Origin of the sequence: Brenneria roseae subsp. roseae (genome assembly GCF_003115845.1) — a bacterium.
GTDB lineage: Bacteria > Pseudomonadota > Gammaproteobacteria > Enterobacterales > Enterobacteriaceae > Brenneria > Brenneria roseae.
Genome location: NZ_KZ819029.1, coordinates 127525 through 140857, shown reverse-complemented (window position 1 = coordinate 140857; position 13333 = coordinate 127525). Strand labels below are relative to the sequence as shown.

Below are 13333 nucleotides of genomic sequence, written 5' to 3'. Positions count from 1 at the left end.
GGCGCGTTCCCCTCTCTTTTTATTGTTAATCAGGTCGTTAATACCATGACTGAGCAGTCTCATCAGTGTGTCATCATCGGGATCTCGGGGGCATCGGCTTCCGGTAAAAGTCTTATTTCCAGTACGTTATACCGTGAATTGCGCGATCAGGTCGGTGACGAACATATTGGTGTGATACCTGAAGACAGCTACTACAAAGATCAAAGCCATCTGACCATGGAAGAGCGGGTCAAAACCAATTATGACCACCCCAGCTCAATGGATCACAGCCTGTTGCTGACGCATCTGCAAATGCTGAAGGCGGGGCGGGCGGTAGAACTTCCCCTCTACAGCTATGTTGAGCATACCCGTAAGCAGGAAACGGTTCATCTTGAGCCAAAGAAAGTCATTATTCTTGAAGGTATTTTGCTGCTGACAGACGCTCGCCTGCGTGATGAGATGAATTTTTCCATTTTTGTCGATACTCCGTTGGACATCTGCCTGCTGCGCCGCATGCGTCGCGATGTTAACGAGCGCGGCCGTTCAATGGACTCCGTGATGGAGCAGTACCAGAAAACGGTGCGGCCCATGTTTTTGCAATTCATCGAGCCGTCAAAGCAATACGCCGATATCATTGTTCCTCGCGGCGGTAAAAATCGTATCGCGATTGATATTTTGAAAGCCAAGCTAAGCCAGTTCTTTGAATAAGCCGGTGCGTTAAATAAGTGAAGGGGATTTTCCCCAATGCCAGTGTCGAGTGGAGAAAAAGATGAGACTGTGTGATCGTGACATTGAAGCCTGGTTGGATGATGGCCGGTTGGTGATTACTCCCCGCCCGCCAACAGAAAGAATTAATGGCGCGACTGTTGATGTCCGTTTGGGAAACCAGTTTCGGGTGTTCAGCGGCCATACCGCGGCCTATATTGATCTAAGCGGACCGAAGGATGAAGTCAGTTCGGCTCTGGATCGTGTGATGAGCGATGAGATTATTTTACCGGAAGGCGAAGCCTTTTTTCTTCATCCGGGAGAACTGGCGCTGGCGGTGACGTTCGAGTCGGTAACGTTGCCGGATAATCTGGTCGGATGGCTGGATGGTCGCTCCTCTCTCGCTCGCCTGGGATTGATGGTCCATGTGACTGCGCACCGTATTGATCCCGGTTGGCAAGGAAGAATTGTGCTGGAGTTCTATAATTCAGGTAAGTTGCCGTTGGCGTTGCGTCCCGGAATGATGATCGGCGCGCTGAGTTTTGAGCCGTTATCAGGTCCGGCGGCTCGTCCTTACAATCGTCGGCAGGATGCCAAATATAAAGATCAGCAGGGCGCTGTCGCGAGCCGGATTGATGAAGACTAAATTGCCAGCAGGCCTGTTGTATACCTGACAGATTTCAAGACGCGGTAAGGCGGAAAGCGAAAGCCGCACGTTTGCAGCTTGAGGGATGAAGGGCATAACGCGTATCACATGTGAGGATGGCATGAGAAGATTTCTGACAACACTGGCAATTCTGCTTGTCGTGCTGGTGGCAGGAATGACCGCCCTGGTAGTGCTGGTTAATCCCAATGATTTTCGCGCTTATATGATAAAACAGGTCGAGGAGCGTAGCGGCTATCGTCTGCAATTGGATGGCGATCTGCGCTGGCACGTCTGGCCGCAGTTGAGCATTCTGTCTGGCGGTATGTCGCTAAGCGCGCCCGGGTCGACGGCGCCCGTGGTTAGCGCGGAAAATATGCGGCTTGATGTGCAGCTTCTGCCGCTGCTGTCTCACAGGCTTGCGATCAAGCAGATCATGCTGAAAGGGGCGGTTATTCAGTTGACGCCCGCAAGCGAAGCGAAAAAATCCGGTAGTGCGCCTATTGCGCCGGCCGGATCACCGGCACCGGCAGAAGCGCAGGGATGGCGATTCGACATTGATAAACTGAAAGTAGCGGATAGCCTATTGGTGCTACAGCGCAGCGATGATGAGCAGATCAACGTTCGTGATATCAATTTATTGATGGAGCAGGACGGTAACCGCCAGGTCAGTATTACCTTATCCAGCCGGGTTAATCGCGACCAGCGCGATATCGCATTTTCTCTGTCTGCGGATATGGATATGCAACACTTTCCGCAGCAGGTCAACGCGAATATCAGCTCGCTGGAGTACCAGATTCAGGGCGCAGGCATTCCCGAAGGCGGAATTAGCGGCAGCGGCAGTTTGCAAGCCAGCTATCAACAACAGCCTGAAAAAATCACTGTCAGCCAACTGGCGCTGAGCGCCAATGAGAGCCAGATAACGGGAAGCGGCAGCGCCAGGCTTGGCGAACTTCCCGACTACGTTCTGGATCTGAAATCCAGCAAGCTGGATTTGGATGCGCTGCTCGGCATGAAACCTGCCATGGTGAACGGCGCGTCAGCTGTTCAGGCTAAAGCGGGCAAGCCGGTGATTTCCACGCAAGCGCCCCCACCCGATGTGCAAGATGACCTGAAGGGGTTCACCGCGCGTTTATCACTGCAAGCCGATTCGCTGGTCTATCGTGGACTTAACATCAGTCAGTTTAATCTTCTGGCGACTAACCAGCAGGGCGTGCTGAATATCGACGCGCTGAACGGCAAGCTGGGCGAAGGGAGTTTCTCCTTACCGGGAAAGATAGATGCAAACGTGTCTCCTGCTATCACTTTTCAGCCTGAACTCACGAATGTTGATGTTTCACAACTAACGGCAGCGTTTGCGCTGCCCCAGAGCCTGAGCGGTAAGCTATCGCTGAACGGCCAGTTTTCCGGTAACGCGTTCAGTCTGCCTGCCTTGACACAGCAGTGGCAGGGGAAGGCGGCGTTGAAAGCCAGCAATCTGCGGTTACAGGGGATGAATATTCAGCAAATGGTGCAGATGGCTGTCGTGCGTAATAACATGAATATACGTGGGCAGGAACGCTATGAACGTTATACCGAAGTACGGCAGTTGACGGGAAATGTGCAGCTTAATGCGGGTAAATTGCGAATTACTAACCTGAATGGTAGTTCTGAATTGCTGGCGTTAACCGGTTCCGGGGTGGTTGATCTCACTGCCAGAACCAGTGATACCAATCTGGACGTACGGATCACCGAGGGATGGCAAGGTGACGAACAGTTAATCAACGTATTGCAAAATACGGCGATTCCCTTACGGATTTATGGCTCGTGGGATAATTTGAATTATCAGCTACAGGTAGATCAATTGCTGCGTAAACGCCTGCAAGATGAATTGAAGAAACGCTTAAATGACTGGGCTAATAAAAACCAGGAAAGTCAGAAAGGTAAGGACCTGAAACAGCTGCTCGATCGGCTGTAAGCATCGGTTTTATTACTATACTTTTGCCTGGCCGACTTGCGCCGCTTCCAGCAACGCCACCCGGCGGCGAGCTTTTATTTTCTTAGCGGGGATAGCGCCGATATCGGTCGGCGTGAAAACCTGAACACTCCTCACAGTACGGCTTCTTTTGCGAGCACATTATATCTTTTCTATGCGTTGATTCACGGATCTCACTTGAATATTTGAGCTTCTTTGGCAGATCTGTACACTCTTTTCCGCCTGTAACAGAGGAATCTGTTGCTGCCGAATTTTAACGCCTGAACGCCAGGCGATTTACATTTTATTATTCAGGTACAAAAACTAAATGCTCGAACTTCTGATTGGTGTTGTTGTAACGGTGCTTGTGGGACGTTACATCATAAAAGGCTACTCAGCCACCGGGGTCTTGATGGTGGGCGGGTTGGTGTTGCTGGTCATCAGCGCCCTGCTGGGGAAAGATGTGTTGCCCGCCGGCGCCAAGTCAACCGGCTTGAGTGCCACAGATATTGTTGAATACGTTAAGATTTTGCTGATGAGCCGAGGCGGCGACCTTGGCATGATGATCATGGCGCTGTGTGGATTTGCCGCCTACATGACCCACATCGGCGCGAACGATGTTGTCGTCAAGCTGGTGTCACGCCCGCTGAAAATGATCAACTCGCCTTATTTGCTGATGATTGCGGCATACTTTGTTGCCTGCCTGATGTCGCTGGCGGTGTCATCCGCAACGGGGTTGGGCGTTTTACTGATGGCGACTCTGTTTCCCGTTATGGTCAACGTTGGCATCAGCCGTGGCGCCGCCGCCGCAATTTGCGCGTCTCCGGTTGCGCTGATCCTGTCCCCGACATCCGGTGATGTGGTGCTGGCCGCACAGGCTGCAGAGATGAGGCTGGTCGATTTTGCCTTCAAGATTACGCTGCCCATCTCCGTCATTGCCATTGTTTGCATGGCGGTGGCGCATTTCTTCTGGCAACGCTATTTGGATAATAAAGCGAATGTCAGCCATGAAATCCTGGATGCCAGTGAGATTACCACTGACGCGCCGCGTTTTTACGCTATCCTGCCATTTACCCCTATCATGGGGGTGCTGATATTTGATGGCAAATGGGGACCGGAACTGCACATCATTACCGTACTGGTGATGTGTATTATTCTGGCGGCGGTGCTGGAGTTTATTCGTTTATTTAATGCACAAAAGATCTTTGCCGGTCTGGATGTCGCTTATCGCGGTATGGCTGAAGCGTTCTCCAGCGTGGTCATTCTGCTGGTGGCGGCAGGCGTTTTCGCACAGGGCCTCAGCACGGTTGGATTTATCAGCGGTTTAATCGGTTTTGCCCAGTCTTTTGGCAGCGGTGGATTGGTGATTATGCTGGTGCTGGTGGTGATCACCATGCTGGCGGCGATGACAACGGGTTCAGGTAATGCGCCGTTCTATGCGTTCGTTGAATTGATTCCCAAGCTGGCTTCGCAAATGGGTATCAACCCGGCCTATCTGGCTATTCCCATGTTACAGGCATCGAACCTTGGACGGACGATTTCCCCCGTTTCCGGCGTTGTTGTCGCGGTAGCCGGGATGGCGAAAATATCGCCTTTCGAGGTGGTGAAACGGACATCAGTTCCGGTACTGGTGGGCTTAATCGTCGTCGTGGTCGCAACCGAGATTATGGTGCCACGTTAAGAACATAAAAACGGCGCTTCCCTCTGGGGAAGGCGCCGTTTTCTCTACGCAAAATCAAACCTCAAAGTCAGATTGCGGCTCGCTGCCGGGGGTAATCAGCACTTTCATAATGCGATGGCTCTCGACGGTGAGGATGGTGAATTGATAGCCATCAATAGACAGCTTATCACCAGCCTGCGGGATACGTTGAGAATGCTCCATCAATAGTCCGGCCAGCGTATAGTATTCCCGTTTTTCATCCAGCGAGAGCGGAACGTACATGGTCAGGTCTTCCAGCGGAATATAGCCGTTTGCGGTCCAACTGCCGTCTTCGTTCTGCTGAATATCATGGCGGGCATCCACGGCTTCACCTTCCAGCGGCAGATTGCCCGCGATGGTTTCCATCACATCGCTGAGTGTCACAATCCCTTCAACCGAGCCAAATTCGTCCACGACAAATGCAAAGTGAGTCCTTGCTTCTCTAAATTGCTCCAGCGCCAGCAACAGAGAGAGCTGTTCAGGGAAGACCAGCGGCTGCCTGATCAGAATAGAGAGATCGAACGGCTTCTGATTCAACTGCTGTTGCAGAATCTCCGAGACATGCACAATCCCCAACGGTTCATCTGACGTCTCACTGTCCGTAATAATCAGCCGGGTATGTTGATTGGTGGTGAGTATCCGGGCAAGTTCGCTTTGCGGGGTATTCAATTCAACCGGATCGATATCGTGGCGTGAGGTCATAATACTGCTGACGGTACGCTGCGCCATTCCCAGCACACGCTCAATCATACGGCGTTCCTGACGATTGAAGACCTCGTTACCTGTATGCGCATTATCCGCAATCATCGATGATGTCTGATTATCCAGTTCGGCTTCCTCATGATCGCCGCGCAGAATACGTAACACAACTTCAGCAGTGCGCTGGCGCAGGGGAACCGAAGAGGAGAGAAAGCGTCGGCGGTTAAATTGCGAAACCTGATTCAACAATTCAATCAGTACTGAGAAACCAATTGCGGCGTAGAGATAACCTTTGGGGATGTGATAGCCAAAGGCATCTGCCACCAGGCTGAAGCCGATCATCAGCAAGAAACTGAGACACAGAATCACAATCGTCGGATGTTCGCTGACAAACCGGGTCAGCGGCTTGCTGGCCAGCAGCATTAAAAAGATGGCGATGGTGACGGCAGACATCATCACCAATAAATGGTCCGTCATGCCAACGGCGGTGATGACCGAATCCAGTGAGAAAATGGCATCCAGAACGACAATTTGTGCGACGACCGGCCAGAATCTGGCCCCCTTGCGCTGGGCATGCTGCTCTTCATCTTTGCCTTCCAGCCGTTCATTAAGCTCCATGGTGGCTTTGAATAGCAGAAACAGGCCGCCAATCAGCATGATCACATCACGAGCGCTGAAGGTATGTCCAAATAGCGTGAAGAGGGGGGTTGTCAGAGAAACCAGCCAGGAAATTGAAGATAAGAGAACCAGTCGCATCAGCAATGCGAGCAAAAGTCCTACGACTCTGGCTCTATCTCGTTGTTCTTTTGGTAGTTTTTCCGCCAGAATGGCAATAAAAACAAGATTATCAATACCTAATACCAGTTCCAGCACGACCAGTGTGGCCAAACCGGCCCATATCGTTGGATCTGCGATCCACTCCATATTTATTATTTCACCTTTCTTGACGTAGACATGACTAGCGTATCAGGGCCAACGTGAATGAACCAGAATTTGTAAAGGCATTATGTAACATCTAACAAAAACGATTACACATGAATATCCAACGTATATTGTTAGCTGTTTGTAGATGGCGTCGCCAAATTTTAGCTAATAAAGGTTAAAAAAAGCGGCCATACGCAAAATTTTCTACTATATCGGCACGATACAGGCCGCAACATTTGATCATATCAGTGAACCGCACATAGAATAGCGCGCGTACTTGTCAGGCGCCTTACCCGTTAAAGATGGTGTGCTTTTATAAAATTTTCATCGAAATATGCTGACTTTATCCTTTAAGTTGGTTTTTCATCCTGAGGGAGGATCGAACGCTATGGATGCACGTAGTCTTATTCTGAAAAAAAACCCTCCGACATCTTAATTCTTGTGATCTGCGCTTAGTCGTCAATACTATGAATGCTTGGAAATCGATTTTTGCTAAAGGAATTGCTTTTTGTGTAAAAAATCTGTTACTTGCAACAATTATTCAACATAATTGATTGGGCTGCATAGCTACAAAAAGGCTCACAGAGAAAAAAGTGTAACTTACGGCTCCAAAGTCTAACCACTGGATGGTGTTCCGTACTTTGACAGTGCATTGGTAGCTATAAGCCAGGGGCGGTAGCGTGCCCAATGTAACAACTCATAACGGTTGATGATGGTGTAAAAATGCAAGAACTCACGGTGATATTTTTAAGCGCATTCGTCGCATTATTCGTGGCGAGAAAAGCGGCAATCAACGTTGGATTAGTGGATAAGCCCAACATACGTAAGAAACATCAAGGAAATATTCCGCTCGTTGGCGGGGTATCCATCTATATGGCGCTATGGGTACTGTATGCGTTACAGCCGGACTGGTTACCCGATTTCTCCCTCTATATGATCTGTGCCACTGCGCTGCTGGTTGTCGGCGTATTGGACGATCGCTTCGATCTTCCTGTCTTACCCCGCATCGGATTACAGGCATTTGTTGCCGGATTGATGATGTATGCGGGTCTGTATCTGACCTCATTAGGAAAGATACTCTTCGGATATGAACTCTTTTTAGGCATTTTGGGTTATTTCGTTACTTTGTTTGCAGTATGGGGAGCGATCAATGCTTTCAATATGGTTGATGGCATTGATGGTTTACTGGGGGCTTTATCTTGCGTGACGTTTGGTGCGCTTGCTGTGGTTTTCTATCTTGGCGGCCATGGTGCGTTGGCCAGTTGGAGTTTGTGCCTGCTGGCGGCAACGTTGCCTTATATCCTTCTGAATCTGGGGATTCTTTGGGGGAATAGATTTAAGGTGTTCATGGGGGATGCGGGCAGTACGCTGATAGGTTTTACGGTAATCTGGCTGTTAATGCTGGCAACGCAGGGTGAGGATGCTGTAATACGCCCGGTAACGGCACTCTGGTTGATCGCTATTCCACTAATGGATATGGTGACGATCATGATACGTCGTATCCGTCGGGGAGATAGCCCGTTCAAACCCGATCGCGAACATTTACATCATATATTGATGCGTGCGGGCTTAACGCCACGTCAGGCATTGGCTGTTATTGTCGGTGCGGCGATTTTATTTGCTGCTGTAGGCATTATCAGCGAGCGTAGCGGGACGACAGAGTCTATTATGTTAAGCGTATTTCTGATGGCGTTTGTCGGCTATTTCTGGATGATCAGCAGAATATGGCGTGTATTGACCTGGTTTCGACGTATCAGCCATAGGCCGCAGCGTTCCGGAACAGTACTTGTAGATGTAGATAAAGATGGCACAACACCGCTAAAGCGGTAAATTACCTGCTTTTTACACGTTAGACCGAGGGTTAATTTGGGTCTGTTCTTCTCTATAATAACGAACTATTTTGTAGGGATTTGCGCAATATTCAATTAAGAGCGATGGCATACACAGGATGATAAAGCACAAATTAAAATTGATACCGGTGGTGGTGTCGGCAGCTCTGCTTAGTGGCTGCACCATAATTCCCGGCACACACCTTTCCACCAGCGGCAAGGAAGTAATTAAGCAGCAAGATGCTGATTTTGATATTGATAAGTTGGTTAATGTTTATCCTCTAACGCCTTATTTAGTGGAAAAAATGCGGCCGAAACCGCTGATAGCGCAAAGTAATCCGGCGTTGGAAAAAGAACTGCAAGGCTATGAATATCGTATCGGCATTGGTGATGTGATCATGGTGACCGTATGGGATCACCCTGAGTTAACTACTCCGGCCGGTACTTACCGTACTGCGGCGGATACCGGTAACTGGGTGCATTCTGATGGTACGATTTTCTACCCTTATATCGGCAAGGTAAAAGTTGCGGGTAAAACGGTGACTGAAGTGCGTGAGGAGATTATGAGCCGACTTGCTCAATATATTGAATCTCCTCAAGTTGATGTCAATATAGCTTCATTCCGTTCTCAAAAAGCTTATGTAACCGGAGAAGTGGCAACTTCTGGAGAACAGGCAATTACCAACGTACCACTGACGGTGTTGGATGCGATTAATAAAGCCGGTGGTCTGACTGAGAATGCGGACTGGCGTAATATCGTGTTGACGCACAATGGTAAAGAACAACGACTCTCCCTCCAGGCGCTGATGCAAAACGGCGATCTCTCGCAAAATTATCTCCTCTATCCGGGTGATATTCTCTACATTCCTCGCAATGACGATCTGAAAATATTCGTGATGGGAGAAGTGACAAAGCAAAGCACGCTTAAAATGGACCGTAGTGGTATGACATTGACTGAAGCGCTGGGTAATGCTGAGGGGATGGATCAATCACTGGCGGATGCGACAGGTATATTTGTGATTCGTCCATTACGTGGAACGAAAGGGCCTAAGCTCGCAGATATTTATCAGCTTAATGCATCGGATGCCACATCATTGGTAATGGGAACTGAATTCCAATTGCAGCCGTACGATGTTGTCTATGTGACAACTGCTCCGGTTGGCCGTTGGAACCGTTTAATTTCACAACTTGCGCCTACTATTTCTGCCTTTAATGACCTCAGTGCAGGAAGTTTACGTATCCGTACTTGGCCATAAGGATATGACTATGTTTGGTTCAATATTAGTGGTCTGTGTTGGTAATATCTGTCGTTCCCCAACTGGGGAACGACTGTTAAAACAGGCATTACCCAATAAACACATTGCGTCAGCTGGACTAGGTGCGTTGGTGGATAAACCAGCAGATGACATGGCAAGAGATGTGGCACAAGCGCATGGACTATCTCTGGAAGGACATAGTGCACAACAGTTGACTTCATCGTTATGCCGTCAATATGACCTGATTCTGGTCATGGAGAAAAAGCATATTGATGCTGTAAGTAAAATTGCACCGGAAGTGCGTGGCAAAACCATGCTATTTGGTCATTGGCTGAACCAGCAGGAAATTGCCGATCCCTACCGTAAAAGCCGCGAAGCGTTTGAATTCGTCTATTCACAACTTGAGCAGTCTGCCCAAAAATGGGCGCAAGCATTAAGCCGTTAACCAGTCAGGGAAATCCATGGCAGAGAAAATTTCAGTAAAATCATCTGAAAATAAAGCAGATGAAATCGATTTAGGGCATTTATTGGGAACATTGCTGGACAATAAATGGCTGATTGTTGGCGTTACTACGCTATTTACAATTATTGGTATTCTTTATGTAACATTGGCAACTCCAATTTATAAGTCCGACGCTTTGATTCAGGTGGAGCAGAAGTCGGGGAATAGTTTACTGAATGATATTTCTAGTATGTTACCTGATGCGAAACCGCAGTCTGCAGCTGAAATTGAATTAATTAGATCTCGAATGGTTATTGGAAAAACCATTCGGGATCTATCATTAGATACTGTTGTTGAGCAAAGGTATTTCCCTGTTTTTGGAAAGGGACTTGCGCGCGTGTTAGGCAATGAGCCTGGAAAAATAGCTGTGTCCCGTTTGGATGTTGTGGGATCTTGGCAGGATAAAGATATTGAATTAACAGTGTTAACAGAGAATACTTATGAGATAAATTCAGGTGATTTAGTAAAATTTACTGGAACGGTAGGGAAGTTAGAACAACACAATGGTGTTACTGTATTAGTTAGTGATATTGCCGCAAAACCAAAAACTGTTTTTAGTGTCAAAAAGTTAAATGAGCTGACAGCTATTAATTCATTACTTTATGATTTATCCGTAGTTGATAAAGGGAAGGATACTGGGGTATTGCAATTAAGTCTTGAAGATGAAGATCCTATTAGAGCTAGCAAAATATTAAATAGTATTAGTCAAAACTATCTACAGCAAAATGTAGAGAGAAAATCAGAAGAAGCAGGTAAGAGTTTAGAGTTTTTAAAAGAACAATTGCCAAGTGTTCGTGACGCCTTAAATGAAGCTGAAAATAAGCTTAATAAATTTCGTCAACAAAATGAATCGGTTGACTTAACTTTAGAAGCTAAGGCAGTTCTCGATACAATGGTCTCAGTAGAGTCACAATTAAATGAGCTTACATTTAAAGAAGCTGAGATATCTAAGCTTTATACCAAAGAGCACCCTGCTTATCGTGCATTAATGGAGAAACGAGTAACGCTGGAACAAGAGCGTGATAAATTAAATAAACGAGTAGGAGGGATGCCAAAGACTCAGCAAGAGATATTACGTTTGACTAGAGATGTACAAGCGGGGCAGGAAGTGTATATGCAATTGCTGAATAAGCAGCAAGAGCTAAGTATTAATAAAGCGAGCACTGTAGGTAATGTTCGTATTATTGATCCAGCAGTTACGCAACCAAGCCCAGTAAAACCGAGAAAAATATTGATAGTTCTATTGATAACAATTTTCGGGGCGTTGGCGTCAATTATTGTTGTTATTGCTAGAGCGGTGTTGCATAAAGGTATTGAAAGTCCGGAACAGCTTGAAGAGTTAGGTATTAACGTATACGCGAGCGTACCACTTTCTGAATGGCAACAGAAAAAAGACAGAGAATTATTCATTCATAATAAAAATAAAAAGATTAATGCGCGTTCGAATGAATTACTTGCAGTTGGGAACCCAACAGATTTAGCAATTGAAGCTATTCGAAGTTTACGTACTAGCCTGCATTTCGCCATGATGGAGGCGAAGAATAATGTGCTGATGATCTCTGGTGCAAGTCCGGCGATTGGTAAAACCTTTGTCAGTGCTAACTTGGGCGCTGTCATAGCTCAATCTAATTTAAAAGTCCTGATAGTTGATTGTGATATGCGCAAGGGGTATGCACATGAATTGATGGGTACTAATGGTGTTAATGGTTTGTCAGATATCTTATCTGGGCAGATTACTGTGGAAAAAGCACTCCGAAAAACTGCAGTAGAAAATATGGACTTTATACCTAGAGGGCAAATTCCGCCTAATCCTTCGGAGTTGTTAATGCATGCGCATTTTGTTGAGTTTATTGAATGGGCTGCTAAGCACTATGACATTGTATTATTGGATACTCCCCCTATTCTGGCTGTGACGGACGCAGCAATTATCAGCAGGCATGCTGGTACATCATTATTGGTTGCGCGTTTTGAAGTTAATACATTGAAAGAAATTGAGGTGAGCATCCGTCGATTTGAACAGAATGGTGCTGAAATCAAAGGTGTTATTCTCAACGCCATTGTAAAACGCGCAGCAAGCTATTATGGATATGGGAACTATCACTATTATACTTATGACTATAAGTCAGAGAAAAATAGTTAGTAATATTCCATCTGATAAAATCATTCATGTTTATTAAGATAACCGGATGAGTACGGTACGTCCGGTTATTCTTGTATGTCATCATAGATTAAAATTTATATTAAAATTGATTTTCTATTGGAGTTGGCAGTGAAAGGTATAATCCTCGCGGGCGGTTCTGGAACTCGTCTTTATCCTATTACATTGGGTGTTTCCAAACAATTATTGCCTATTTATGATAAACCCATGATTTACTATCCTTTGTCTGTACTTATGTTGGCAGGCATTCGGGATATTTTAATTATCACTACACCGGAGGATAAAAGTACCTTTCAGCGGTTATTAGGCAATGGAGAAAATTTTGGTATCCAACTCTCATATGCTGTCCAGCCTAAACCTGACGGTTTAGCCCAGGCGTTTATTATCGGTGAAGAATTTTTAGACGGGGACAGTTGTTGTTTTGTTTTAGGTGATAATATTTTCTTTGGTCAAGGGTTTAGCCCTGTTTTAAAACGCGTTGCGGGAAAAGTATCAGGCGCAACGATTTTCGGCTATCAGGTTGTAGATCCTGAACGTTTTGGCGTAGTCGAGTTTGATAAAAACCGCAATGTTATTTCTATTGAAGAAAAGCCGAAAGCCCCCAAATCAAACTGGGCGGTAACTGGACTTTACTTTTACGATAATCAGGTAGTGGATTTGTCTAAACAAGTGAAACCTTCAGTAAGAGGTGAGTTAGAAATCACTACATTAAATGATATGTATTTGAAACGTGGACAGCTACAGGTTGAGTTTTTAGGTCGTGGGTTCGCTTGGTTAGATACGGGTACGCATGATAGCCTTATTGAGGCTTCGACATTTGTTGAGACAGTTGAAAAAAGGCAAGGAATGAAAATTGCTTGCTTAGAAGAGATTGCTTGGCGGAATGGTTGGTTGACTGATATTCAGCTATTAGATTCGGCAAATAGATTAATTAAAAACCAGTATGGGCAATATCTTAAACGATTGATCAAAGAATAATGGAATC

The 13333-nt window shown here is 46.6% G+C and carries 10 protein-coding genes; 9 read left to right on the top strand and 1 reads right to left on the bottom strand.

Features of this window, described 5'->3' with window-relative positions; all coding sequences use genetic code 11:
• The first annotated feature begins 45 nt into the window (after window positions 1-45).
• The 4 genes from udk to dcuC all read left to right on the top strand — a co-directional run bounded on the left by udk (window position 46) and on the right by dcuC (window position 4962).
• Window positions 46-687, top strand: a complete 642-nt coding sequence (gene udk, locus DDT52_RS12550; RefSeq protein ID WP_136156663.1) for a uridine kinase — start codon at window positions 46-48, stop codon at window positions 685-687.
• Window positions 688-748: 61 nt separating this feature from the next.
• A complete protein-coding gene (dcd, locus tag DDT52_RS12545) occupies window positions 749-1330 on the top strand; it encodes a dCTP deaminase (protein ID WP_109053633.1) in 582 nt (193 codons plus the stop codon).
• Between the two features lie 121 nt (window positions 1331-1451).
• The gene (gene asmA / locus DDT52_RS12540; protein ID WP_136156662.1) at window positions 1452-3284 is read left to right on the top strand and encodes an outer membrane assembly protein AsmA; all 1833 of its coding nucleotides are present in this window, start codon (window positions 1452-1454) and stop codon (window positions 3282-3284) included.
• Between the two features lie 325 nt (window positions 3285-3609).
• Window positions 3610-4962, top strand: coding sequence for an anaerobic C4-dicarboxylate transporter DcuC (dcuC, locus tag DDT52_RS12535; RefSeq protein WP_136156661.1), 1353 nt, complete (start codon window positions 3610-3612; stop codon window positions 4960-4962).
• A gap of 54 nt (window positions 4963-5016) precedes the next feature.
• On the opposite strand, the gene DDT52_RS12530 is transcribed toward dcuC, so the two are convergent.
• A complete protein-coding gene (locus DDT52_RS12530) occupies window positions 5017-6603 on the bottom strand; it encodes a TerC family protein (protein ID WP_136156660.1) in 1587 nt (528 codons plus the stop codon).
• 723 nt (window positions 6604-7326) lie between these two features.
• Here DDT52_RS12530 and wecA point away from each other — a divergent pair.
• From wecA to rfbA, 5 genes are all read left to right on the top strand, one after another.
• Complete coding sequence (gene wecA / locus DDT52_RS12525; RefSeq protein ID WP_136156659.1) at window positions 7327-8433, top strand: UDP-N-acetylglucosamine--undecaprenyl-phosphate N-acetylglucosaminephosphotransferase; 1107 nt, start codon at window positions 7327-7329, stop codon at window positions 8431-8433.
• Between the two features lie 118 nt (window positions 8434-8551).
• Window positions 8552-9688: a polysaccharide export protein gene (locus DDT52_RS12520; protein ID WP_136156658.1), complete on the top strand. Its 1137-nt coding sequence runs from the start codon at window positions 8552-8554 to the stop codon at window positions 9686-9688.
• A gap of 10 nt (window positions 9689-9698) precedes the next feature.
• Window positions 9699-10133 (top strand): arsenate reductase/protein-tyrosine-phosphatase family protein, encoded by a 435-nt coding sequence (locus tag DDT52_RS12515; protein ID WP_136156657.1) that lies wholly within the window; start codon window positions 9699-9701, stop codon window positions 10131-10133.
• Window positions 10134-10149: 16 nt separating this feature from the next.
• Window positions 10150-12330 (top strand): tyrosine-protein kinase Wzc, encoded by a 2181-nt coding sequence (gene wzc / locus DDT52_RS12510; RefSeq protein WP_136156656.1) that lies wholly within the window; start codon window positions 10150-10152, stop codon window positions 12328-12330.
• Between the two features lie 129 nt (window positions 12331-12459).
• Window positions 12460-13326: a glucose-1-phosphate thymidylyltransferase RfbA gene (gene rfbA / locus DDT52_RS12505; RefSeq protein ID WP_136156655.1), complete on the top strand. Its 867-nt coding sequence runs from the start codon at window positions 12460-12462 to the stop codon at window positions 13324-13326.
• Window positions 13327-13333: the final 7 nt, after the last annotated feature.